The organism is Microcystis sp. T1-4 (assembly GCF_000297435.1).
Classification (GTDB): Bacteria; Cyanobacteriota; Cyanobacteriia; order Cyanobacteriales; family Microcystaceae; genus Microcystis.
Map to the genome: position 1 here is coordinate 1 of NZ_CAIP01000026.1, position 24,856 is coordinate 24,856.

The window sequence follows — 24,856 nt, forward strand, 5'->3', positions numbered from 1 at the left end:
GGGGGGATCTGACAACTTTTAACTCCTACCTACTTATCACCATATATTCAAGTAGGGTGCGTCAGACAATCCCTTGTTTTTAGGGAAAAAATCAAGAGCTAAATATTGCCGTAACGCACCACAAAGAAAAGTGTTTGGTGCGTTACGCTACGCTAACACACCCTACTTTTATAAGCCGCTATGACGGAGGAGAGGCTCGGTACTAGGTTCGCGACCGCGGAAAGCTTTAAAAACATTCATAGGATGGGAACTTCCCCCCATAGCTAAGACAGTATCGCGAAAACGGCGACCGATCGCTTTCACTGCTTCTTCGTTATCTAATCCCACTTCCTCGAAAGCGGCAAAAGCATCGGCGCTGAGAACTTCTGCCCATTTATAACTATAGTAACCCGCCGCATAACCGCCGGCGAAAATATGTCCAAAAGAACACAAGAAAGCATCTTCTGGTAGGGGAGGAATGATCGTCGTCGTCGCCGCTAAACGCTGTCTAACTTGTTTAGGGGTTTCGCCGCCATTCGGTTGATAACGATGGTGTAATTCCAAATCTACTAAAGACAAATGTAGCTGACGCAGCATAGCCGAACCGCTCATATAATTCTTAGCTAGAAGCAGTTTTTGATAGTAATGTTCGGGGAGAGTTTCACCGGTTTGGTAGTGTTTGGCCATACTCATTAAAGTAGGGCGATCATAACACCAATTTTCCATAAATTGACTGGGCAATTCCACCGCGTCCCACTCAACGTTATTAATACCCGCAGCCCCGGAATAGTCCACAGTGGTTAACATATGCTGTAAACCGTGGCCAAATTCGTGAAATAGGGTAGTTACCTCCTCAAAGGTCATTAAACTGGGGTTTCCGTCCACTGGAGGCGTTTGATTGCAGATTAAATAAGCCACAGGTAAACGCACCTCGGTGCCGGTTTTGGCGCGACCGATACAGACATCCATCCAAGCACCGCCGCGTTTTTCGGCGGGACGACTGTAGGCATCGAGGTAGAAATAGGCGATTTTTTCGCCCTTTTCGTCGTTAATCTGGAAATAACGCACATCGGGATGCCAGATAGGTGCTTTACCGTCGGCAGCGATAATTTCTACCCCAAAAATCCGTTTAGCGAGGCTAAATATGCCTTCTAAAACCCGTGGTAGGGGGAAATAGGGGCGTAATTCCTCGGCACTAAAGTTAAACTTGGCCTGACGCTGTTTTTCTGACCAATAGGCTATATCCCAATGCTTGAGATCGTCGGTTCCGGCAAAAGTTTTTAGGGCCTCTAAATCCTGTTTTGCCGCTTCATAGCTGACTTGGCGCAAATTGTCAAGCAATTTCTCGATTTCATCCACAGAATTGGCCATTTTCCTGGCAAGACTGACCTCGGCGTAGGTACTATAACCTAAAAGATGGGCCTGTTCCTGACGAAGTTGCAAAATGCGATCGATTAAGGGATTATTATCCAATTCTCCCAGATCAGCCCGACTAACGTAGGCCTTATACAGTTTTTCGCGCAATTCCCGATTATCGCTGTACTTCATAAAGGGGAAATAACTGGGAAAATCGAGGGTAATCACCCAGGGGCCAGTTTCGGTGCTGGCGTTAGTTTCCCCTTGGCCCCGGGCGGTTTGGGCGGCTAAACTAAGGAGACTAGGGGGTAAACCGGCGATATCTTCTGGGGTTGTTAGTTTCAGTTGAAAAGCTTTGGTGGCATCGAGGATGTTATTAGAAAATTTCGTGGTGATTTCCGCTAATTCCAGTTGAATCGCGTTAAATCTGTCTTTTTTCTCCCCTACCAATCCCACCCCAGCCAATTGAGCATCCCGCAGGGAAGCTTCGACAATGCGCTGTTGTGCCTCGTCTAATTGCCCCCAGCTTTCTCCTTGGCGCAGGGACAAAAATGCCTCATAAATGGGTTTACTTTGGCTTAAACGGCTAATAAACTCGACCACCTGCGGTTGTACGCTTTCGTAAGCTTGACGCAATTCTGGGCTATTTTTTACCCCCATCAGATGACCGATAATCCCCCAACTCCAGCTTAAACGTTCTTCGATCCGGGTGAGGGGTTCGACTAATTTTTCCCAAGTGGGGGCAATCTGCGCTTCTAGATCGGTTAATTCTCTGGCCAGTTCCTGCAAAAGTTGCGTTATGCCAGGGACAATCAGGCCGGGTTGGATTTGGTCAAAAGCCGGTAATCCTTGACCGGCAAGCAGCGGGTTACTGGTGTTCGTCATAATTGTTGGTCTGCAAGGGTGAGTAATCTGTATCTTTTACTACCCTAACCTAAATCCCTGACCATCTATTCAGGCGATCGATTGCCGGAGCTTTTTCAGTGATCAGTGGGGTGTGGGGTGTGGGGTGTGGGAAGTGGGGAGGTGGGGAAGTGGGGAAATTGAACTAAAACCCCAAAACCCTAAAACTCCAACACCTAAAACCTGACTCCTGACTCCTGACTCCTAACCCAATGTGGGGCAAAGATAAGCAAAAATTATCTATTGACTGCAAAAGATTGAGAATATTTAAGTTAACATTCCGCAATATTTACAAATTCTTAAGAATTAATTGAGAAAGATTTTTATTTAACAACGATGTTACAAGGGTTACAGCGATTTGATAGAATTTCATAGTGGGTTATTCTGTGCTTTTTTGGGCAGCAATAGTTAAAACCCTTGCCACACCTAGAAGGTGTTCCTAATTAGGACGGTCAAATCAGTTAATTTCACCCATAACGATGATCTTTTTTTTGTGTAGTTTTATTGCAAAAAAAAAGTTTTTTTGACAAAAAGTACAAAGTATGATGTGTCATAACGTATTTCTGGCTGCGAGTAATTATTGTAGAGGGAGAGAAGGGAGAAGGGAGAAGGGAGGGGGGAGAATAAATAGGGTTTGCGGCAAAAAGTTTGTTGGTGGGGTCAGGCAGGGGGCAGGGTTCGGCCGTGAGACTGAGCTCACGCCGAAGTCTCACGGCCGAAGCCCACACCCCATCACCCCACTTCCCTATCTACCCCACTTCATAATTCATAATTCATAATTCCCACACCCCACACCCTGTCCCTAGGAAAAACTTCTTCAGCAAACCCTAGTTAAGGCCTGCTCGATTCTCTGACTATCGAGGGAGCGGCCGATAAAGACCAAGCGGGTTTGCCGCATTTCTGTGGATTGCCAGGGTCGGTCGAAGAAAGAATCAAAGCGATCGCCGACTCCCTGTAACACCATACGCATGGGTTTATGGGCCACGTTAACAAATCCCTTGACCCGATAGATTTCTTCTCGGGCCACCAATTCTTTGATCCGTTGGGTCAAAATTTGGGCATCTACGGGAGAATCGAGGCAAAACTGCACAGAATTGATCTCCTCATCGTGATCGTGTTCTTCCTCGTGATCATGATGACTAGGACGACTAGCTAAATTATCCTCGACGGCGGCATTAAATCCCAATAGCACATCGGGGCTAATTTGTCCATCAGCACAAGTAACTATTTTTACCGTCGATCGCAGTTGTGTTTTCAGCCAATTAATAATTTTTTCTAATTCAATTTCGCTGATGAGATCGGTTTTAGTTAAGAGTACCAGGTCAGCGCAGGCTAACTGATCCTCAAATAACTCCTCAATAGGCGTTTCGTGTTCTAAATTGGGGTCTGCTTGCCTTTGTGCCGTTAAAGCCTCCAAATCCGCCACCAGACGACCCCTAGCGATAGCAAAACCATCCACCACCGTGATTACCCCGTCCACCGTGGCACCGTTGCGGATTTCCGGCCAGCGAAAAGCTTGAACCAGAGGTTTAGGTAAAGCTAATCCGGAAGTTTCGATCAGCATACAATCCAACTGTTGCCGTCGCTCCAGCAATTTCTGCATGGTGGGGAGAAATTCTTCCTGTACTGTACAGCACAGACAACCGTTGGTCAGTTCCACAATATTATCGTTGGGGTTGTCATCGCAGGTCTGACAACTTTTCAACAAATCACCATCAATGCCCACTTCTCCGAATTCATTGACCATAACGGCCACCCGTCGGCCTTGATTATTTTGCAGTAGATGACGGATGAGGGTAGTTTTTCCCGCACCCAGAAAACCCGTGATCACAGTAACTGGAATTTTGTGCATAGATAGAGCGATCGATCATGTTCTTAGATCAATCTATCAGACTTCCGGTCTAGGGTTGAGGGTTTCAGCGCTAATTCTTTAGGATTGCCCCACCAATTGCCAGACTGTCACAAACTAGCTGAAATTTTCCTAGTTAGTCGTTATTCTGTTAGAAGTTTCAGCCGGCTAAATAATCGCTGAAAAACTTTTGTGGGAGTGGATTATGTTACAACGTCTTTTTTTAGCCTTTACCCTCGCTTTTCCTCTTTATTTAAGCATTGCTATTCAACAAACTTCTCCTCTAGCTGATAGAGTAAATCGCCCTTCTTCTCGCGGAATCAATAAAATTGAGCAGACGGTAAAAACTATCCAAAAGCAGTTAAAACAAGAGCATTCGGTTCAATTAGATTAATAAATTTTGGCAACAAGAGGAGAGGTAAAACTCCTCTTCTTTACTTTTGACTTGACAAACTACTGGCTATTTGCTGCGGGGGCCGGTATTCGGGAACTAAATCTTGTAGGGACTTAACTAGGCCCTGACGGTCATTAAGTTGAATATAATTAAGCAGTTGTTCTAATTTGATTTGCAATTTTTCCCAAGCAAGAAAGTGTTCATGAGCGCAAAAAATCTTTGGGTGAGCGGTGGGAAGAGCTTTATCGGTATCGATTAATAATTCTTCGTAGAGTTTTTCCCCGGGTCTTAATCCTGTGATTTCAATATCGATATCTTGCCCTAATTCTAAGCCACTTAAACGAATCATCTGTAGGGCCAAATCGTAAATTCTTACCGGTTCACCCATATCTAACAGGAATACCTCACCCCCCTTAGCCATGGCTCCTGCTTGTATAACCAAACGCACCGCCTCCGGAATAGACATAAAATAGCGAATAATATCGCGATGGGTGAGGGTAATATTCTTACGTTGGGCGATTTGTTCCCGGAAACGCGGCACCACGGAACCGCTACTATCGAGAACATTGCCAAAGCGGACGATAGCGCAACAGGTGGAAGTGTCGGGTAAAGCGGCCAAAGCTTGTATAACTAACTCAGCACAGCGTTTGCTGGCCCCCATAATGTTAGTCGGTCTGACGGCCTTATCGGTGGAAATGAGAACTAAATTACTAACCGAATTCTCGATCGCGGTCTGAGCGACATTTAAACTGCCCCAAACATTAGTGTAAACCCCCTGACTAGGATTGGCTTCCACAAGGGGAACGTGCTTATAGGCGGCCGTGTGATAAATTGTCTCAATTTGGTGTTGTTGGATGACTCGGGCCAGATGATTGCGGTCAAGAACATTGCCTAGATAGGCATACTTGCGTAAATCGCTATAATTTTCACCCAAATCGAGATCAATTTTGTAGAGGGAAAACTCATTTAATTCGTAGATTACCAAGCATTTTGGCTTGAGGAAAGCGATTTGTCGGCATAATTCCGAACCGATGGAACCGCCACCCCCAGTGACTAACACCGCTTTACCGGTGACATTTTTTCCCAAAAGTTCGGGATGGGGTAAAATTTCTTCCCGTCCTAATAATTCCGAGACATCGACACTGCGAATCTGATTGATGGTCGCTTCTCCCGATAAAATTTTTGAGAGGGGAGGGACGGTTTTAATGTCGATGGGTAAAATTTCTAGACTTTCGATGATTTGCCGCTTTCTGGCCTTGTCTAGGTTCGGAATAGCCAGAACAACCCAGTCAAAGGCCCGTTTTTGGTGCAGTGGTGCCAATTGAGAGGGGGGATAAACCCTAATGCCTTGGATAACTCGCTGCTGCAAATTGGGATTATCATCAACAAAGGCCAATAAACGATAGTGGGGGTCATTTTGTAGGGAACGTGCTAATTGACAACCCACAATTCCCGCACCATAGATAACAATTCTCGGTTCTCTATCGACACTACTGACGTAAATATTCAGACGGTGAAAGACAGAACGAATCAACAATCTCACCCCGATAACCAATACTAGGGTTAACAATGCGTCGATAATCAGGACTGAACGCGGCAAAAAGGCATCCCCTTGAAAGTAGGCAAGACTGATTAAAACCCCTGAACTATAGAGAACCGCTTGCAGTACGGACGAAAGAAACTCTAATCCTGTATAACGTACTACGGGACTGTAAATACCTTTGAGAGAGAAAACTAGAGTTTTAATGGCAATTAATCCCAATATTTGCCCTAAAAAAGCTCTAATTTGCTGATATTCGAGGCTCAGATTCAACCTGAGAGAGAAGGCTAGATAGATGGTTAGACTAAAAATCAGGCAATCGGTGACAATTAAAAGAGATCGCTTCGATGACCTAGATAGGGAATTAGCCAATTTAAGGATATTGTTCGCCAGTTTTCTATACATCATCCAATTGATTAATTAATCTTAAGGTAAATACTTGGCCTCTCTCGACTTTGTCTGGTACTCAGTGTTTATGGTTATTAGGAGTCTTCCTAAGCAAGGCTTTGAAGACTATCTTTCCAGAAAATCATCCCTATTCTTCTTGCTTCCACACAGAAGTGAGAAGAACCAATGTTTTTTATAACAGTAGTGCCGCCCGTCTTTCCGCAGATGATATCACCCAAGTCTAAATATGTCAAGTGGCTCGATTTGTCAGGACTTTGGCTCTCTTCGGTTTGGTGGGTAAAATGTATTCTAAGATACAGTCTTGCTGGCGAGGGAGTGGAAGGAACCACTCCAGACACAGAGGACACAAAGATTGATCGCTTCTATAGTAAGTTAAACTGATCACACAAAGAATAAGAGAGCCGGACTTTTTTCCTTTTAGCAACTTTTCATCGCTCCCCAAAAATTTTCTGCTCCCAAATATCTAGCCGATAAATCACCGCTAGTCAAGGTTACAATCAAGAATTGACACAAAAATTTATCAACTAAAGTTATGAGTAATCAGTACGATGCGATCGTGATTGGGTCGGGAATCGGGGGATTGGTGACAGCGACGCAATTAGCGGCAAAAGGAGCAAAAGTCTTGGTTTTAGAGAGTTATCTGATTCCGGGGGGCAGCGCGGGTTATTTTGAACGAGAGGGTTATCGTTTTGATGTGGGTGCTTCGATGATTTTTGGTTTTGGCAAAAAGGGGACGACTAACCTCTTAACCAAAGCTTTGGCAGCGGTGGATATGAGTATCGAAACCATTGCCGATCCCGTCCAGATCCACTATCATCTCCCGGACGGATTAGACTTAAAAGTTCATCGCGACTACGAACAATTTTTACAGGAATTAATTAGCCATTTTCCCGCAGAAAAAACTGGTATCCGGCGCTTTTACGATGAATGCTGGCAGGTGTTTAATTGTCTCAATAGTATGGATTTACTATCGCTGGAAGAACCCCGCTATCTGACTAGGGTTTTTTTCCAGCATCCTTTATCCTGTTTGGGATTGGTCAAGTATTTACCCCAAAATGCGGGAGATGTGGCCAGAAAATATATTAAAGACCCGAAATTATTGAAATTTATCGATATGGAATGTTACTGTTGGTCGGTAGTACCCGCCGATCGCACTCCGATGATTAATGCGGGAATGGTCTTTAGCGATCGCCATTACGGGGGAATTAACTATCCCCGGGGGGGAGTAGGACAGATTGCTCTCAAGTTAGTCGCGGGATTGGAAAAGGCCGGTGGTGAAATCCAGTATCAAGCGAGAGTGACTGAGATTATTTTAGATGCAGGACGGGCGATCGGGGTAAAATTGACCAATGGTAAGGAATATTACGCGAAAAAGATTGTTTCTAATGCCACCCGTTGGGATACCTTCGAGAAACTACTCCCCCCGGAATCTCTCCCCCGCAGTGAAAAAAATTGGCAAAAACGCTATCAAAAATCCCCCAGTTTCCTGAGTTTGCATCTGGGAGTCAAGGCCGATGTGTTACCCTCAGGAAGCGAATGTCACCATATTTTACTAGAAGATTGGGAAAATATGGAAGCAGAACAGGGAACTATCTTTGTTTCTATTCCTACCTTACTCGATCCCTCCCTAGCACCCCCGGACCATCATATCATTCATACTTTCACCCCTAGCTGGATTGATCAATGGCAAAAACTGCCCCCCCAAGAATATCAACATAAAAAAGAGGCCGCTGCTCATCGTCTAATCGAGCGCCTGAAAAAACTCTTTCCCAAACTAGATACAGGATTAGATTATATCGAAATTGGCACAGCCCGCACCCATCGCCGCTTTTTGAATAGAATCGATGGCACTTACGGCCCAATACCGCGAAGAAAACTGTTAGGCTTATTAGGAATGCCCTTTAATCGTACAGCTATTCCTAATCTTTATTGTGTGGGAGATAGTACCTTCCCCGGTCAAGGATTAAACGCGGTGGCCTTTTCTGGTTTTGCTTGCAGTCATCGTCTAGCGGTAGATCTGGGTTTACCCCGTCCCAGAGATTAAAAGCTGAAAATTAGGATTTTTACCGGCGAATTCTTAAACCGGAAAGGAATACTTGACAGCGTTTCTCAGATGGATGAAGCGCGTTTTTGCGACTGGAGTTTTTACTTCGGCAAGGTTTAATTTATACTTCACCTTGATGAGAAACGCTGTAGATCGGTTTTGCTGATGACTGATAACTGATAACTGATAACTGATAACCGATGACTGATAACTGATGGTTACTCCCTTTGATTCCCCCAAATCTTTACATTGGCAGCAAAGCTTGCGAGCGCCGATTGTTCGTCAATTGGAGATATTTAGCTTTACAATGCAGTTTTTGACTTTTTTGCTCTGGGATCGTTTAACGGGGGCTAATAGGGGCAAAAAACGGCAAAGGAGAGCGAAATGGTTAGTTGATCGCCTCATTAATTTGGGACCAACTTTTATTAAAATTGGACAATCTTTATCGACGCGAGCAGATTTAATTCCGCTCGAATATATCGAACAATTAAGCCAATTACAGGATCGAGTTCCCGAATTTAATAGTCAAGAAGCGCTCCGAGTTATTGAAACAGAATTAGGACAACCCCTAGATAATTTATTTGCAAGTTTTACCCTATCTCCCCTCGCTTGTGCCAGTTTAGGACAAGTGCATCGAGCGCGGTTATTAAGTGGGGAAGAAGTCGTTATTAAGGTACAAAGACCGAATCTAGAAGGACTATTTAATCTCGATTTTGAAGTGTTGCATCGTCTCACCCGTTGGTTAAATATTTTCCCCGTGGTGAAAAAATATAATTTAGAAGCTATCTATCAAGAATTCTTTGAACTACTCTTTCAAGAAATCGATTATATTCATGAGGGTAAAAATGCCGAACGCTTTCGGGAAAATTTTAAGAATTATCCCCAGGTAAAAGTCCCTTTAGTGTACTGGCAATATACCACCCGCAAGGTATTAACTTTGGAGTATGTGCCGGGGATTAAAGTTGATGATCGAGAGACTTTAATAGCTAATGGTATTAACGTCGATGGTATTATTCAACTGGGGATCTGTTCCTATCTCAAACAACTATTACAGGATGGTTTTTTCCAATCGGATCCCCATCCGGGTAATATGGCAGTTAGTCAGGAAGGGGAGTTAATTTTCTACGATTTTGGCACGATGTTCGAGGTAAAATCTGTTGCTAAAGATCAAATGATCGAAACCTTTTTTGCTGTCTTGAGAAAGGATACGGAAACAGTCTTAAAAACCTTGATCTATATGGGGTTAATTGAACCTGTTAGAGAGCTGCAACCCGTGCGAAATATCCTGGAGTTTCTCCTAGAGGAATTTCGCGATAAACCGGTAGATGTGAGGGCTTTTGAACAAATTAGCGATCAAGTGTATTTAATGTTTAAACAGCAACCCTTTCGCTTACCTCCCCAAATGACTTTTATTATTAAATCTGTCACCACTTTGGATGGGATTGCCCGCTCTTTAGATCCCCAGTATAATTTATTAGCAGCTAGTCAACCTTTTGTGAAAAGTCTAGCGGTATCGGGAGGAACTAGCAACACCATGCTTACCCTAGCTAATCAAGCTCGCACTTTTCTTAAACAACAATGGCAAAAAGGGAATAAAAACGAGAGAATGATCCGTCAATTAGAGGAAAAAATCGAGCGAGGAAATTTAGTTTTTCAAGTTAAGTCACGGGAAAATGAACGACTCCTGAAAAGAATTTATCTGGCAATTAAAGTATTAATTAATGTCTGTTTATTGGGATTTAGCATTATCTCAGCCATATTTTTATTAGACAGCAACTATAGCAAACTAGCCATTATTCCCTTCAGTTTAGCGGGGTTATTTGCTTTATTTTTTCTGCGTTCTTCCCTGGCTTTATTGATTCAGGAAAGATTAGATAAAATGCTAGACAAGTAAATAATTACCATCTTTAATTAGTAGATCGTTTTTGTTATCCGCAACAAAAATTAAAGTTTGACAGGCTGTCTGTTGACAAGATTTTCCAGAAGTTATCATAATGAAAATGTTTTCATTGCACCCAGCAGCAAGAGGACAAGAAAATGTTATTAAAATCTTTAGCCCTTGGTTCCCTTGTCGGATTATCCTTAGTTACATCAGTCCCAGTCTTAGCTAATCCTTCCGTTTCTCCAGTACAAACTAACGAAGCAATAATTGCAGTCGGTCAACAAAAATCCGATTTATTTGTTAATTTAACCACTGATGATCCTTGGCGAGCGGCAATGGCAATCGGTGTCGCTACCAATATGCTGAAAAAAGGTCACTCAACCACCATTTTTTTGAATATTACAGGGGTACACCTGGCAGCGACGACCATTCCTCAACACACTAACGGTATCACTGGTAAAACCCTGCAAGCAATGTTAGTAGATTTCATCAGTCAAGGGGGAAAAGTCTTAATTTGTCCCTCCTGTATGAAACAAGCAGCCATAAAACCCCAAGATCTAATTGCGGGTGTGGTGACAAGTTCCCCCGATTCCCTAGAAGCAAATTTATTTAACGAAACGGTTAAAGTAATTAGCTGGTAAATCTAGCATTTTCTAGAGAATCTAGAGACCTTATTATTAAGGTCTCTATCCCAGTTTCCGCTTAACATTCAATTGATAATTTTTACTAATATATTGCTACCCATTGTCAGTAATTACTATAACTAGAATGATTGATTTTGATCAAGGTGAACAATTATAATTTTTTTCTGAGAAAAAAATTAATTATTGAAAATGTTCTCAATAGTAGTTTCTACAATTTGTCGATACCTCACTAACGTGAAAAGCGCTATAAGCTGCCGTACATCTAAAGGACATATTATTGAAATCAAAAAAACACCTAATTTGATTTTGGATTTCGCTTGTTTCAATCTAACTGATAACTGTTTACTGTTTACTGAATAAACGTTTATACCTGAATATAGCGTTTCCCAATCTCATGAGGTACCCCAAAATCTTAACTCCTGACGACCGGCTACTGACTCCTCAAAACCTAAGACTCTGTACCCCACAACTAGGGGAATTGCTATAAGTTAATTATTTGCATAACAATTCCCGAAGAGCCGAAATTGTTAAACCACGCTCTGTTCGAGTTATTGCGGGTTCCTTATCAGGATACAGTGACATAGTTTTGATTAGCTACAAATGGTATTGAGTGGCCGCTCTTTTCCCATCATATCACCCCCAACTCTGCTGGCCTCACCAATGAAAATATGGCGCATTACATTTGATTAGCGTACCCTACACTCGTCAGCGTACTTCTAGGCAGTGCCTTCGACATCGCACTTTAACCCACAGTTTCAATCAATGTGCATGGTGCGTTCCCCAAAAATCTATTAGTGGAGCAGCAGTAGCCATATTAGGGAACGCACCCTACAAGATTGCGTTCGGCATCGCACTGACGGGAGCAAGCAATTAATTTCTAATTTTAAGCACTTGCATAGGAGTCAAACGTCTTTGCTCTGTCCTGTCAAAATCTTGATCAAAACTCACAATAGTAGCTTTTTCAAGCTCGGCAGCAACATATTGGTAAGCATCATCAAAATCCAAGCGAAAGAGATCTATTATTTCTACGACTCTCTTCATTTGGTTAGCAGGAATACTGACCAGTACAAAACCAGCATCAATCAAAACGTCATCCACAAATTTGATAAAAACCTCTCGTTGATTCAGCCGATTACAGATCACCCCGATAGAATGTAAAGTAAAATCAGTCATACACATATCAGAGAGTGAGAGCGTATCAAGTAGCTCCGCAACAACCTCAGCCTGTCCTTGTCCTAATAAGCGTTCTAGCCAAATATTCGTATCCAGAAGAAACACTAGCCATTTCTCCATTCAACTGCAAGATGCTGTAACTCAATTGATGTGTAATCGGTTTTAAGCATCCCTGCCCAGTCTTGACGGAGTTTACGTTTTATAGGTTGGTTAGATTTACTTAAAAGTGACTCTACAAACGTTTGTACTTCAACCTTTAACTGGGGCGGTAATTGTCTCACCAGTTCTTCTAGTGATTTTGCTGATGTACTCATGTATTTTACCAATTCAACTTTTTGTAGTAGTTGATAACTAATCTACCACCAGTCTAGCATAGGATTTGATGAGAAATAGCACTAATCTTGAAAACCCCTATAACCCAGTATCGCGCCCTAAAGCAAGCCCTCCAACCCCATCTAGGGGGGCTACCCAGTGCCTTCGGTATCGCACTAGCTTTGGAGCATAACGATCGATTTCACCGACATTTTGGATCGTAGCGGAACAATGTCAGGTACAACGATTTGTTATACCTTATCTTTCTTTGTCAGTTAAATCAATATATTCAGTTTGTATTCGTTTATTCTTGATTAGTATTCTAAAATACGGACATTTCCCATTTACTGATAAATCTTTATCATCATTCCCTTTCCTGAATTTAATTATTTCAAATTGGTCGGGATTAAATTTATGTAAAAATGTTATTGGCACCCCCATATATCCCTTATAATCTATTGGTATGTCTTGTGTTTTATTAACATTAATTCCATCATAATTGTCATATTTTGAATATTGAAGTTCGTTGCCAAAATATCTTTTTGTAAGTTTTATATCTTCGTGCCGCTTAAAATTATCTAAATTAGTAAGCCATAAACAATTGTTCGGTGAGATTATTCTATTACCAGAGTTATCTATTCGAGTTTCTGTTCCATATAGTTCATAGTTTTCAGGTACAATAAAACCTGAAATACCTCTACCAAGATTTATTCCTAACCACGCCTTGTTTTCTTGAATAAGTTTGAAAATTTCTTTATAGGTTATTGCATTAATATTTCCAATTATCAAAAACTTTTTATCGTATTTAACCAATTGAGCTACATACTCTCTGAATAATGAAAATGGGGGATTGGTAACAACAATATCGGACTGCTTTAATAGTTCAATGCTTTCCGAACTACGAAAATCACCATCTCCATTAAAGTAAACTAGGTCAGTTGAACTTGGTTTGTTTTTTTCGCCTTCTGTACCTGTATATTCAAAGAAAAACCCTTTTTCATCTTCTTCTGTATTAAATAAATTTTTTACTTGCTCTCTATAACAAGATGTTATTATTTTTTTAAGACCTAATTCATTAAAATTTGAGGTAAAATAATTAAAAAAGTTACTAATTCGGGGGTCATCGCAATTGCAATAAACTACTTGATTTTCAAAATGACTTTTATAATGCTGTAATTCGCTTTCTATATCTGAAAGCTGTGTATAAAACTCATCACTTTTTGATTTTTTAGCTTTTTGTAATAATTGGTTTGTTGCATTTCTTGCCATTTTCAACCTATTTTGATTTAATAAATCTTTGTTTTAGTTATTTACTTTTGGTTATCTGATTAAATATCTCACTGCCTAATACTTTAAGAGAGGTTTTAGAAATTTCAAGCATAATATCAAACATTTTTTTGAGATCCCATTTTTCGCTATTTCCTTGTGTGTATATAGAAGTTGCTTGAAGCATAATTGTTTTATCTTTATGCTTGACAAACTTATTTTTACACAAATTGGTATTAATGAGCATTCCATAATTTGCAGAAGTTAACCTATCTAATCTATTTAGCATTCCTGAATTGTATTCAAGCGTCACAACCCTTCCATCGGGTCTTTTAATTGAAATAGTTTCTGTTAAAAAATTTGAGCCTTCCAGAAATAATACATAGGGAAAATGAGATTCAGATAACATCAAATTAGCGATTTCAGATATGTTTTTATGCGATCTTTCTATCGCATTACCGGCAGCCATCAAATCTTGATCATTTTTTGCTCCTACAAGTTTTCCTGCTTTGATGTTTTCAATGTCTTTCCCCTGATGTTTAGCTTCCGAAACTAAAACGATTCTCCAATTACCTTTATCATCTTTTACTTCTATTATTCCACCATCGGGTATAATACTTGAATTTGATACAAAAAGTGTTTGTCCTAATTCAGGGTCAATTTTCTTTAATGCTTCGTTTATTTCTTCTTTTTTTATGCTCGTTTTGTATTGAAAAGATAATTGAGGAAACTCCTTTTCAAGCTGTTCAATTACAAAAAGTGAAATTTTTCCAACAGTTATGTCGTGTGATTTTGCTTCATCTCCAAATAGACCAACTACACCTTTAGACTCTTTATGTTGATTCGTTAATCTTTTTGATTGATTCTTTTTAGTCATATTGTGCCTTTTCTTTACTTAAATCTTCCACTTTCTGCTACAGATAATGTATGTATAACTAAAAATTATCCGGAAACTTTCCGTATAACACTCTCTGGAGTAACGATATGGGTTAACTTTCGGCATATCACTCTATTTAGGCGCAATCGCCAGAACTTTTCCCTATATCACGCCCAAAAGCCTGTTAGCCAGATTAGCCCACATCGCACTTTAACCCACAGCTTGAATCAATGTGCATGGTGCGTTCCCCAAAATCTATTAGTGGAGTAGTAAGAGCCACCTTAGGGAACGCACCCTACGGCCTTCAAGGAATAATTAGAACAAACCAAGCTACAAAAAACACCCCTGGCAACAATATTGCAGCTAAATGACCCAAAATAAAACCACCCAATGTAAGTGTACCAAGAGTAACTTCAAATTCGCGTCCAATAGCTTCTTTGAGCTTATATTGAGCAGAGAGAGCTGCTAAAATTGATATGTAGGCGATTATTAAATTTACCACACCAATCCAAGGCAGTATAACAAGTAGCTTATTAATTCGCTCAAACTGTGGAACAGTATTTTGGGCAGCCAAAAGAACAGCATATGTTGCAAATAATATGGTTTGTGACAATAGAAGCCAAGACAGTCTATAGTTTATTAGGTTATCTTCATGAACCCATTTTTCTCTAGCTGCCAGATACTTTTCATGTTCAGTGGGATACATCTAACTCTTTTCTCCACATTTTCCACATTTTTAACTTTTTAAGAAGCAGTCTTTAGTTCTTCTTTGTTTACTATAGCGTTTCTGATTCGCAAGAGGTACATTCCCGATCCTAAACAGCTTAATCAGCAAAGGTTTAAGTGTGCCGCACAGATGCGAGAACCGCTATAAATTTCTGACAATTTAGGCTGATTCTAGCGACGATTATTTGATCTGACCGCACCTCTTGACAAAAATTTATAATTATTCGATTCGTTTAATTGTCGGGGTCTTCTGTAAAGATTTTTTACCTGGAAATCCACACCCAGTAACAAACTTTTTGCCGCAAACTCTAATTCAACCTTTTGCTCCTGTACTTTTAGCAGCACAGGAGCAAAGCTGAAAATAAAAATTAATAACTGTCCTCATCGGTGATAACTTCCACGGGAATCACTTCTTCTAACACTTTTTCCTGCATTTCTTGGCGACGAATTGGTATTTTGGTTTTTTCCAATTCAGGTAAAGCGACCAATTCCCGTTGTTTTTCCCGGACAGTATTGGGTAATAACATCGGTAAAGGTTCGGGGGTTTCTAACCAGTAGCTGGCCACCGGTAGAGTATGTTCTAAATCTTCCAATAAACGGGGAATAATCATCACCGCGTGCAGTTCACCGATTTTCTCCGCTTCCCGCATTCCCGCATCAATGGCCACGGCCACATTAGCGACGGAACCCCGGATAATGGCCGTACACAAACCATCCCCAATTGTTTCGTAGGAAGCTAACTGCACATCGGCCGATTTTAACATGGCATCGGCTGCCCCCACCATAGCAGGAAAACCGCGGGTTTCCAAGAGACCGATCGACATATTGCTCAGTTTGCTGAAACCCCGTTGACTTTGGGCAATTTCGGCTAAACGGCTACCAATTGGGAAAATTACCTCTAAATTGGGCATCGGTCGGGGAATAACCGATTTAGATACCAATTGTCCGAACTGTGCGGCGGTTTTTGCCCCTTCTTCCACTGCTAACCGCACATCGGCAATATTACCACGCACGATCGCCGTACAGTGACCACCGCCAATTTTTTCGTAACCCACGAGGGTAACTTCTGCCGATTTTAGCATCATATCCGCTGTCCCGACGATCGCCGGAAAGCTGAGGGTAGAGACTAAACCCAAGGCACTATCTTTGGGGTGACGCTTGGTTTTCATCGTCCTTTGACTGGGGTTAGTTGTGGACGAGGGGGGAATGCTTCCATTAACTCTTAATCTAGACATTGAAGATAAACTTGCCCTAACAGGTACGAAGGGGGTGATTGTCAGCTATCCTGTTACTATCTAGTCTATCCTGTTAACCTTAATTGCTATTGAAGATTTTTGAGGGATTAGATAAATTTTAGTTATTGTAGCTTGATCAAGTTGTCTATGACAGAACAGCCTCGCAGTACAGATGATCGAATCAGCGAAACGGAAGCGACCGAATTAATGCGCTCGCTGCTTCATAAGGAAGGAAATTGGGTAAGTTGGGGGCAAAAATGTCAAAAACTGCAAAAAGCTGGCTACGATTCCCAGTTAATTTTTGAACAAACCGGTTTTCAAAATGCCCAACAAAATTTAATTATTGTCGCTGCCCAAGTTTTTGAGAGTTTAATCAAAGCGGGAGCAGATGAAGATTTATTAAGTTACTACATCGGGCCGCGCAGTGATGTGCTATATGAATTGCGTATTCTCAACCAAGAACAAAGACTGGGAGCAGCGAAATTAGCGGCAGAAAAAAGGATTGAGGTGGCTGAAGCACACGATATCGCCAAAGCTATCCAAGATTTTTCCCGTTTATCCCAGATTCCCAGTGAATTTACTCGTCATCCTGGAGATGCGATCGCTTATCAGTGTTGGAAACGGGGCAAACAAAAGCGGGATTTAGCCGAAAGAGCGAAATTAATCGCTAAAGGTTTGAAATTTGCCCATTCTGACTCGGCCAGACAGGCGATCGAGTCCTTACTACAAGATTTTACCGTTACTCCCACCCGTAGCGCACCGTTGCTACCCGTCCATCGTTTACAGGATGAGGACGAATTAGCCAGAATTATTCCTTTAGTAGGAAGATTTCCGGTGACGGTAACTGATATAAAACACACAGAAAGTTTGAGCGTCGAGGAACCTTTTCGACTGGTAACGGTGGGGGATAAACAAACAATCGTGCCTCTCCCCGGTTGGCAAGCAATTCTCAAGGCGATCGATCCTGTAGCTATTTTATGGCCCAGTGATCAATTACCTCGATCGATTGCCACCAGATCCGAGGAAGTGTTATTAGTGATCGATCGAGTTTTTGCCGAATGGGACGTGAACAATTATTATCTAGTAGAGAGGGATAATTCCGTCTTTTTACAATGGTTTGATAGTTCCCCCGATGTCACCATACTAGGTGAATTGGTCTTGATTTTAAGAGCAAAAAATATCCTCGATGAAAAAAACATCACCGAACCCTGGCAAATGGACGACTAAATCAGTGATCAGTGATCACTGATCAGGTTTAAGCTATTAGTTATGAGTGGGAATAATAAAATAGATAAACTGATAACTGCAATCCAATAAAACTGGTCACTGCTAACTTGTAGCTGACAGCATAACTTAAGAAACTAAGAGACATTTTTCAAGAAAAAAGTAACAAAGAGGACAAAGGAGACAGGAGACAGGAGACAGGAGACAGGAGACAAATTTACCATACTTTTGCCTTTTGCCTTTTGACTTTTGCCTTTTTCTGACTGACAACTGAGAACTGATAACTGATAACTGATAACTGATAACTGATAACTGATATATGCGTGCAGTAATTTGTGGATATTATGGGAGAGGAAACGGAGGAGATGAGGCATTATTAGTGTCTCTATTGCAGATGCTGCCGTCAGAAATTAAACCTATTGTTTTGTCAAATAATCCCAGAGAAACCAGTCAACGTTATGGAGTGGAAACCTGTCCTAGTCGGGATTGGTGGCAAGTTTTTCAAGCTCTTAAAAAAGCGGATATATTTATCTGGGGTGGCGGCAGTTTAATGCAGGATGTCACCAGTTTTGCCAGTCCAATGTATTACGGTGGTTTAATGGCTCTTGCTCAATTATTGGGCTTAAAAACTATTGCTTGGGGGCAGGGAATTGGACCATTAAATAGACCTTTTACCCGTTGGTTAACCAAAAAAGTCTTAAAACAATGTAGTTTAGTTAGTGTGCGCGATGATACTTCGGCTCATTTAGTCGCCAATTGGGGTATTAGTCCCATTGTTGCCCCCGATCCAGTATGGGCCTTAGAAGCTCAATCAGTCAAGGGATTATCGGATTTACCTGCCCCAAGAATCGCCGTCAATTTACGTCCCCATCCCCTATTAACCCCGGCAAAATTAGATAAATTAACCCAAGCTTTAATTGATTTACAAACCAGTACGGGGGCGTTTATTCTCCTAGTCCCTTTTCAAAAGTCGCGGGATTTGCCCCTCTGTGAAGCTGTAGCCCGTCAATTAAGGGAAAATTATCAAATCATTAGTTTAGAGGACCCAAGACAGTTAAAAGGCGTATTTCGTGGGGTAGAAATGGTGATCGGAATGCGCTTTCATAGTTTGATTATGGCCGCGGCAGAAGATTGTCGTTGTTTTGCCCTTAGTTATGATCCGAAAGTGTCGCGATTAATTGCCGAAGTACCGATGCCGGGTTGGGAATTAGATCAGTTACCAGAGGCAGTTAATGATATTAGTAACACTTGGATTAATTTTTATGCCAATGGAGAGGCATTAACCAGCGATCGCAAATATTTTTTAATCGATCGAGCTTTAATTCATCGAGAAATTTTATCTAGATTGGTGAGCTAATTTTTATGTCGAGTGCTATTACTGATGTTATCACGACTATTGCCCTAGCTGAGACAAGATTTAATCTCTCCTTAACAGAAGATAGGGCATTTTTTCCCGAATGGCAAAGTGATTTACTGTCTCTATCTAGCCATGAAAAAAAGAGTTTAGATGAACTAAGACAAAGATATTTATACCAAAGATCGGCAGGACAGTTATTAGAAGGAACCGTGACTTTATTGTTAGTTTCTCCCTTACTAGCGATTGCGGGTTTTTACGATCCGCCTTTTCGAGTACGCGCAGAGGAATCGGTAAGCTTAACCGTCGATGATGGGGAAGAAATACTATCGGGTAGAATCGATGTTTTAGTCTGGTTAAATCAGTTTTGGGTGGTAATTGTAGAATCCCAAAAAACCGCCCTATCGGTTTGGACTGCCTTACCGCAAACCCTGGCCTATTTGATGGCTAATCCCCGGCCAGAAAAACCTAGCTTTGCTCTCGTCACCAATGGAGATGATCTTTTATTTGTCAAATTGAGAGCTAATGTCCATCATTATGCCCTATCTAGGGTATTTGCTCCCTTTATTTCCAGAGAAGAAATATATAAGGTTTTGCAGATTTTAAAACACATCGCTGAGGCGATTGAATAAAATCAAGATTAGAAATTAAGTAAGTGGTTCTAATTAAGTAGAAGATAGATTTTACCTTCGATCCCCCCTTAATCCCCCCTTAATAAGGGGGCTATCTACCTACTTATTAGCGAGGAAAAACCTAACCAAAAGAATTTTTAGGTGAATCCTAATTGAGATGGGAGTCTTTGGGAATAACATCCAAACCGAGGAGAACCTTTTGGGTATTGGACATATCGCCGATAATTCTTTGTAGGGGTGGGGGAAGTTGTTTGACTAAAGTAGGAGTTACGAGAATTTTATCCCGTTCCGCTAATTGCGGCTGTTCGAGAACATCAATTATTTCTACTGTATAAAGATCAGATAATTCCTCACGACAGATACGAAAAATATTAGCGATCGCCCTCTGGGATTTACTTGAATCGCCCATAATATAGAGTTTGAGAAGATATTGACTCATGATTGCGTGTTATTGAACAGTTTAATGTTGCTGAGACCGATATAGTATTTACGATAGAAAGAGACGAGATAACCCATCAATTCCAGGACCATGAGACGACCTTCGCTAACGTAGGCCTGCGCTTTGGCCAGGGTGACATCCTGATTTTTTTGGCGTAGGGTGGTGGTATGAATATCCACCACATCGCGAGGACTAGCTTTTAAGAATCCTAACTTATCGGCCAAGCTTCGCAGTCGTTCCGATAGATTATGTTCCACTTTGTATGCTTGTTCTTCTAAAGCTAAATCTAATAACTCTCCGTAATTTTGGACTAATTCTTGAAAAATATCGGGGATACTCTGCCTTATTGCCTCAGAACCGAACATTTTCGCCGTAATGCTAGTGTGTCCTCCCTTGATTAACTGTTCCAGTTCGCGAAATTCCTGTTCCTGTTGTTGATGTTTAAGATTGAGAATATATTGCTGACGCTCGATCGCCACACGAATTTGATAGACTAAAAGACTACTATCGATATTATTTAACTGAATATAACCGTCAGCACCCAGTTGAAAGGCTTTAACGACTAATTTCTCATCATTGCTAGTAGTTTGAACCACTATCGGTATATCAGAGGCTAATTCTCTGGTTTTGACTAGAATATTTAAGCCGGGGGGGACAGAGATTTCCAAGCTTAAGAGGATAAGATCAAATTTCTCCCCTGCCAGTTTTTCGGCAGTTTCCTGTAGATCCTGAGCTTGGGTGAGGGTGAAAGTCAACCCCCCGGCCAGGGAACATTGGGGGGCCTTTAACAGCAATCTCTGGATTAATTTAACAGTCGTCGGTTCATCCTCTATCAATAAAATCCTACAGAGATCCCTAGTCATTGTTAATCGATCGCTAAAATTATCTTTTTTCCCCTACTTTCATAGTACGCCCATCTTTGGGAAACGCAAGGACAAAATCACCATCTAGCACCCGCTATCTCGAAGTCTTGTTCTACCGATTAGGCGCTCGCTGGGGGTTTTCTGTTAAGTCGTCAAGTGAAGCATCACTTAAAAATTGATGATCAAGTTTACTGCCATTGAGCGTGAAGGCGTGGATGGAGTAAACGCTCGACCGGTTGACCGTTTTTTAAATGTTCCTCGACAATCTGACTGACATCCTCTGGTTTAACATGACAGTACCAGGTTTCCTCGGGAATAATCCTCACCGTCGGGCTAGTGCTACACTGTCCTTGACAACCACTGGTCATAACGATGACATCTTCTGGGAGAGCTGCCGTTTGCCATGCTAAAAGAAGCTCGGACGCACCCTGCACCAAACAGGAAGAATGCTGACAGACCATCACAAATCGCTTTTGGGGATAAGACATATTACCTAAAAAGTGGCCAAATTAGACAGTTCCCCGGGTATATTCCTGGGAGTGGCTTTGGGGAAGCATAGTTTTATTTTGCCCCGAATCCCCGATACTGGCAATAAGTAGTCGTGCAAAATTAATTTCCTAGTCGAGACAGGAGACAGGAGACGGGGGACTCCGGGACAGCTATCAGCGATCAGATTTGAATTTTTAGTTCACTGTTTACTGGTCACAGCAAAAAGCTTTTGGCTGACGGGTGACGGCTTGGATGTGTAATTAATTTTGCTTAGGTACTTACAAAAAAGGGGGCTGAAAAATTAACCATCAATCCTTAAAATAGAGGTCGGAGAGAAATTTAGTCAATCAAGAGGGTAAAAGTGGCATTCGCTAGTCATTGGATCATGTTAGGTTTATTATTGGGTTTTGCTGTTGCCCATAGCGGATTAGCCAGTTTACGAATGGGGGGAGAAGCCATCATCGGTGCGCGACTGTATCGGGTATTATTTGCCCTTGTTAGTATCCCTCTAGCCGTAATTTTAGTAGTTTATTTCTTCAATCATCGTTATGATGGTTTGCTTCTCTGGCAAGTACAGGGAGTAACCGGAGTAAAAACCCTAGTTTGGATACTTTCGGCCATTTCTTTTTTCTTTCTCTATCCTGCCACCTTTAACCTGCTGGAGATCGCCGCTATCCAAAAACCCCAGGTTCATCTCTACGAAACCGGCATCCTGCGCGTTACCCGTCATCCCCAGATGGTAGGACAGGTGATCTGGTGTATTGCTCACACCCTCTGGTTAGGGACAAGCTTTACCCTATTAACTTCCCTGGGTTTAATTGCTCATCATCTTTTTGCCGTCTGGCATGGCGATCGCCGGTTAGAAGACCGTTACGGAGAGGCATTTTTAAAGATCAAAGAACGCACCTCAGTGGTCCCCTTTTTAGCGATTATCGATGGTCGGCAAAGCCTGAAATGGCAAGAATTCCTTCGTCCTGCCTATCTAGGAGTAACAGGGTTTATTTTACTCCTCTGGTGGGCGCATCCTTGGCTAATGCAAGCAACAAGTAAAATTTATTGGTGATTTTGCTCCCAACCCCTTTCCTGTTGATCCCGATTGGTGTAGAATGGTTTATATATCAAAATAAAGTTTTCATAAAATACGTTTAGACATGATACTATCTGTCAACGAAAAGAGCTTCCCTAAGCTAGTTTTAGAGTCTTCTCGTCCGGTTCTCGTGTATTTTTGGGCGCCTTGGTGTGGTTTATGTCGTTTAATCCAACCCACCCTCTTGTCTTGGCAAAATGACTGTCAAGATGCGATTCAATTAGTCGGTGTCAATGCCGATAATAATTTTAAATTAGCTAATAGTTTTCGTCTGCGTAGTCTGCCTACTTTAATTCTCTTCGATCGAGGTGTTCCGGTTCACCGTCTGGAGGAAATTCACAGTCGCGAGGAATTGCAACAAACCCTGCGACTAATAGTCAAAAATCAAATCCCGCGTTCAGCTTAAGGGAAAGATATCTTTTCTGATGGGTTCTGTGGTTAAAATGTATTCTAAGATACGGTAACGCCGGTGGGTGAGTGGAACGAACCACTCCAGACACAGAGGACACAAAGATTGATCGCTCTTATAGTAAGTTAAACTTATCACACAAAGAATAAGAGAGCCTCTGATGGGACTGGCAGAGATAATATAATAGGACAAAAAGTAGATAATCCCAATTCCTAAAACTCCCATAGTTCCCCCAGTTCAAAAAATTAGGAGGCTTGAAAAAAATGCCGATTGGTGTGGCTGAATTTGTCGAAAATCAGGAAAATCGCTGTCCTGTGGTACTACTACTAGATACCTCTGGTTCAATGCAGGGAGAACCGATTAAGGCTCTCAATGATGGTATCAAAACCTTTCAGAAGGACGTGATGCGGGATATGCAAGCGACGTTGAGCGTAGAAACCGCCATTGTTACCTTTGGTAAGGGAGGGGTTAAAACCGTGCAAGATTTTGTCGGGATTGACCAATTTACGCCACCTACTTTAAGCGCAGGAGACTTAACCCCCATGGGACAAGCGATTGAATTGGCCTTAGATTTAATCGAAGATCGTAAAGCGATTTATAGAAATAATGGTATCCAATATTATCGTCCTTGGATATTTTTAATTACTGATGGTGCGCCTACGGATCAATGGAGTCTGGCGGCGCAACGTGTAAAACAAGCCGAAGCCGAAAATCGAGTTTTATTTTTTTCTGTAGGTGTTCAGGGTGCTGATATGGAGACGCTTAAACAGATTTCTAATAATCCCCCCGTGTTACTCAATGGTTTAGATTTTCGGGATTTATTTCAGTGGTTAAGTAACTCAATGAAACGAGTTTCTGGTGGTAAAATTGGAGAGGCGATCGCTTTACCACCCGTGAATTGGGGACAAATTACCACCTAGAGGACAGTTAATTATGTGGAGAACATTATGTCAGTCGGTGGTCGGTAGTTTTCACGTCCAAACGGGATTACCCTGTCAAGATTACGGTGATTATAAATTATTGGGTCAGGATGTTTTGATTGGAGCCGTGGCCGATGGGGCCGGTAGTGCCAAATATTCGGATTTGGGTGCGAAAATAACAGTTAAAGCAGCGCTGCAATTTTTAGAGTATAAGCTCAAAAAAACAGCATTAGCTGCCACTGGAACTGAAGCCGAATTAAAGGAAATATTCCGGCAACTGTTGGCTTATGTTCAGCAAATTCTCCAAGAAGAAGCCGAAAAAGAACAGTTAGACATTAATGATCTGGCGACAACTTTACTGGTTGTTTTGGTTACTTCAAAACGATTAGCGGCGATGCAGATAGGAGACGGTTTTATTGTGTTCAAACCTCTGGGAGGAAATTATCAGTTATTGTTTCAGCCTGACAAGGGGGAATACATCAATGAAACCACTTTTGTTACTTCTAGTAATGCTTTGGAGGATATGCAAATAAAAGTTTTAACCGAGCCAGTTGCCTTTATTTGTGTGGCGACGGATGGAGTGGAAAAGGTATCGATCGATTATAAAAATTGGCAGCCTTTTCCGCCTTTTTTTCAGCCATTAGAGGAATATTTACAACAGACAGAAACGCCATTGCAAGAAGACCTCAAAGAATTTTTAGAGCGGGAGGATTTAAATAAGTTAACAACCGATGATAAAACCTTACTCCTAGCTTTTTGTTCAGAAACCGGGTTTGTTTGACAAACCCGGTTTCTGGATCATAGCGTTCCCAGGTAAAACAATCGTGAGCAGAAAATCTATCAAAAGTAAT

Annotated in this window: 25 protein-coding genes; 12 read left to right on the forward strand and 13 right to left on the reverse strand. The window is 41.6% G+C overall.

Features of this window, described 5'->3' with window-relative positions; translation table 11 throughout:
* Nucleotides 1-168 precede the first annotated feature (168 nt).
* Both MICAI_RS01350 and cobW read right to left on the reverse strand, forming a co-directional pair.
* Nucleotides 169-2,220 (reverse strand): M3 family metallopeptidase, encoded by a 2,052-nt coding sequence (locus MICAI_RS01350; protein ID WP_008196723.1) that lies wholly within the window; start codon nucleotides 2,218-2,220, stop codon nucleotides 169-171.
* A gap of 835 nt (nucleotides 2,221-3,055) precedes the next feature.
* Nucleotides 3,056-4,090, reverse strand: a complete 1,035-nt coding sequence (gene cobW / locus MICAI_RS01355; RefSeq protein WP_008196725.1) for a cobalamin biosynthesis protein CobW — start codon at nucleotides 4,088-4,090, stop codon at nucleotides 3,056-3,058.
* Nucleotides 4,091-4,292: 202 nt separating this feature from the next.
* Here cobW and MICAI_RS01360 point away from each other — a divergent pair, with 202 nt between their 5' ends.
* The gene (locus tag MICAI_RS01360) at nucleotides 4,293-4,481 is read left to right on the forward strand and encodes a hypothetical protein (protein ID WP_002784873.1); all 189 of its coding nucleotides are present in this window, start codon (nucleotides 4,293-4,295) and stop codon (nucleotides 4,479-4,481) included.
* Nucleotides 4,482-4,521: 40 nt separating this feature from the next.
* On the opposite strand, the gene MICAI_RS01365 is transcribed toward MICAI_RS01360, so the two are convergent.
* Nucleotides 4,522-6,426, reverse strand: a complete 1,905-nt coding sequence (locus tag MICAI_RS01365) for a polysaccharide biosynthesis protein (RefSeq protein ID WP_008196731.1) — start codon at nucleotides 6,424-6,426, stop codon at nucleotides 4,522-4,524.
* Nucleotides 6,427-6,476: 50 nt separating this feature from the next.
* Here MICAI_RS01365 and MICAI_RS26205 point away from each other — a divergent pair, with 50 nt between their 5' ends.
* The 4 genes from MICAI_RS26205 (at nucleotide 6,477) to MICAI_RS01385 (ending at nucleotide 10,996) form a co-directional block, all read left to right on the forward strand.
* Nucleotides 6,477-6,653 (forward strand): hypothetical protein, encoded by a 177-nt coding sequence (locus tag MICAI_RS26205; RefSeq protein ID WP_008196733.1) that lies wholly within the window; start codon nucleotides 6,477-6,479, stop codon nucleotides 6,651-6,653.
* A gap of 308 nt (nucleotides 6,654-6,961) precedes the next feature.
* Nucleotides 6,962-8,473, forward strand: a complete 1,512-nt coding sequence (gene crtH, locus MICAI_RS01375; RefSeq protein WP_008196735.1) for a carotenoid isomerase — start codon at nucleotides 6,962-6,964, stop codon at nucleotides 8,471-8,473.
* A 214-nt stretch (nucleotides 8,474-8,687) separates the two neighbouring features.
* Nucleotides 8,688-10,367 (forward strand): ABC1 kinase family protein, encoded by a 1,680-nt coding sequence (locus MICAI_RS01380; protein WP_008196737.1) that lies wholly within the window; start codon nucleotides 8,688-8,690, stop codon nucleotides 10,365-10,367.
* Nucleotides 10,368-10,510: 143 nt separating this feature from the next.
* Entirely contained in the window at nucleotides 10,511-10,996 is a 486-nt protein-coding gene (locus tag MICAI_RS01385; RefSeq protein WP_008196739.1) for a DsrE family protein, read from the forward strand.
* A gap of 873 nt (nucleotides 10,997-11,869) precedes the next feature.
* Here MICAI_RS01385 and MICAI_RS01390 read toward each other — a convergent pair.
* The 6 genes from MICAI_RS01390 to MICAI_RS01415 all read right to left on the reverse strand — a co-directional run bounded on the left by MICAI_RS01390 (nucleotide 11,870) and on the right by MICAI_RS01415 (nucleotide 16,522).
* Nucleotides 11,870-12,277 carry a PIN domain-containing protein gene (locus tag MICAI_RS01390; protein ID WP_198285273.1) on the reverse strand — a complete coding sequence of 136 codons (408 nt, stop codon included), beginning with the start codon at nucleotides 12,275-12,277 and terminating at the stop codon, nucleotides 11,870-11,872.
* Entirely contained in the window at nucleotides 12,277-12,486 is a 210-nt protein-coding gene (locus MICAI_RS01395) for a DUF2281 domain-containing protein (protein ID WP_008196743.1), read from the reverse strand. The genes MICAI_RS01390 and MICAI_RS01395 overlap by 1 nt, the downstream gene beginning before the upstream one ends.
* Before the next feature lie 256 nt (nucleotides 12,487-12,742).
* A complete protein-coding gene (locus MICAI_RS01400; RefSeq protein ID WP_008196745.1) occupies nucleotides 12,743-13,753 on the reverse strand; it encodes an adenine-specific methyltransferase EcoRI family protein in 1,011 nt (336 codons plus the stop codon).
* 37 nt (nucleotides 13,754-13,790) lie between these two features.
* Entirely contained in the window at nucleotides 13,791-14,627 is an 837-nt protein-coding gene (locus MICAI_RS01405; protein WP_008196747.1) for an EcoRI family type II restriction endonuclease, read from the reverse strand.
* 304 nt (nucleotides 14,628-14,931) lie between these two features.
* Entirely contained in the window at nucleotides 14,932-15,333 is a 402-nt protein-coding gene (locus MICAI_RS25590; RefSeq protein ID WP_008196748.1) for a hypothetical protein, read from the reverse strand.
* 388 nt (nucleotides 15,334-15,721) lie between these two features.
* Nucleotides 15,722-16,522, reverse strand: a complete 801-nt coding sequence (locus MICAI_RS01415) for a carbon dioxide-concentrating mechanism protein (RefSeq protein ID WP_002775137.1) — start codon at nucleotides 16,520-16,522, stop codon at nucleotides 15,722-15,724.
* A gap of 213 nt (nucleotides 16,523-16,735) precedes the next feature.
* Here MICAI_RS01415 and MICAI_RS01420 point away from each other — a divergent pair, with 213 nt between their 5' ends.
* Entirely contained in the window at nucleotides 16,736-17,815 is a 1,080-nt protein-coding gene (locus MICAI_RS01420; RefSeq protein ID WP_008196765.1) for a RuBisCO accumulation factor 1, read from the forward strand.
* A 134-nt stretch (nucleotides 17,816-17,949) separates the two neighbouring features.
* Here the strand turns inward: MICAI_RS01420 and MICAI_RS25595 are convergent, their stop codons facing one another.
* Complete coding sequence (locus MICAI_RS25595) at nucleotides 17,950-18,186, reverse strand: hypothetical protein (RefSeq protein ID WP_008196767.1); 237 nt, start codon at nucleotides 18,184-18,186, stop codon at nucleotides 17,950-17,952.
* On the opposite strand from MICAI_RS25595, the gene csaB reads away from it, so the two are divergent.
* Together csaB and MICAI_RS01430 are read left to right on the forward strand one after the other, a co-directional pair.
* Entirely contained in the window at nucleotides 18,132-19,169 is a 1,038-nt protein-coding gene (gene csaB, locus MICAI_RS01425) for a polysaccharide pyruvyl transferase CsaB (RefSeq protein WP_008196769.1), read from the forward strand. The genes MICAI_RS25595 and csaB overlap by 55 nt on opposite strands.
* A 5-nt stretch (nucleotides 19,170-19,174) precedes the next feature.
* Nucleotides 19,175-19,798 carry a hypothetical protein gene (locus MICAI_RS01430; protein ID WP_008196771.1) on the forward strand — a complete coding sequence of 208 codons (624 nt, stop codon included), beginning with the start codon at nucleotides 19,175-19,177 and terminating at the stop codon, nucleotides 19,796-19,798.
* Between the two features lie 148 nt (nucleotides 19,799-19,946).
* Here MICAI_RS01430 and MICAI_RS01435 read toward each other — a convergent pair whose 3' ends face one another.
* The 3 genes from MICAI_RS01435 to MICAI_RS01445 all read right to left on the reverse strand — a co-directional run bounded on the left by MICAI_RS01435 (nucleotide 19,947) and on the right by MICAI_RS01445 (nucleotide 21,588).
* Nucleotides 19,947-20,237 (reverse strand): circadian clock KaiB family protein, encoded by a 291-nt coding sequence (locus MICAI_RS01435; protein ID WP_008196774.1) that lies wholly within the window; start codon nucleotides 20,235-20,237, stop codon nucleotides 19,947-19,949.
* Complete coding sequence (locus MICAI_RS01440; RefSeq protein WP_008196776.1) at nucleotides 20,234-21,100, reverse strand: response regulator; 867 nt, start codon at nucleotides 21,098-21,100, stop codon at nucleotides 20,234-20,236. Before MICAI_RS01440 ends, MICAI_RS01435 begins: the two co-directional genes overlap by 4 nt.
* A 188-nt stretch (nucleotides 21,101-21,288) precedes the next feature.
* Nucleotides 21,289-21,588: a (2Fe-2S) ferredoxin domain-containing protein gene (locus tag MICAI_RS01445; RefSeq protein WP_008196778.1), complete on the reverse strand. Its 300-nt coding sequence runs from the start codon at nucleotides 21,586-21,588 to the stop codon at nucleotides 21,289-21,291.
* Nucleotides 21,589-21,950: 362 nt separating this feature from the next.
* On the opposite strand from MICAI_RS01445, the gene MICAI_RS01450 reads away from it, so the two are divergent.
* The 4 genes from MICAI_RS01450 to MICAI_RS01470 all read left to right on the forward strand — a co-directional run bounded on the left by MICAI_RS01450 (nucleotide 21,951) and on the right by MICAI_RS01470 (nucleotide 24,786).
* Nucleotides 21,951-22,652: an NnrU family protein gene (locus MICAI_RS01450; protein WP_008196780.1), complete on the forward strand. Its 702-nt coding sequence runs from the start codon at nucleotides 21,951-21,953 to the stop codon at nucleotides 22,650-22,652.
* A gap of 88 nt (nucleotides 22,653-22,740) precedes the next feature.
* Nucleotides 22,741-23,082, forward strand: a complete 342-nt coding sequence (locus MICAI_RS01455; RefSeq protein ID WP_008196782.1) for a thioredoxin family protein — start codon at nucleotides 22,741-22,743, stop codon at nucleotides 23,080-23,082.
* A gap of 266 nt (nucleotides 23,083-23,348) precedes the next feature.
* Nucleotides 23,349-24,005, forward strand: a complete 657-nt coding sequence (locus MICAI_RS01465) for a vWA domain-containing protein (protein WP_008196783.1) — start codon at nucleotides 23,349-23,351, stop codon at nucleotides 24,003-24,005.
* 13 nt (nucleotides 24,006-24,018) lie between these two features.
* Nucleotides 24,019-24,786 carry a PP2C family serine/threonine-protein phosphatase gene (locus MICAI_RS01470; RefSeq protein WP_008196785.1) on the forward strand — a complete coding sequence of 256 codons (768 nt, stop codon included), beginning with the start codon at nucleotides 24,019-24,021 and terminating at the stop codon, nucleotides 24,784-24,786.
* Nucleotides 24,787-24,856: the final 70 nt, after the last annotated feature.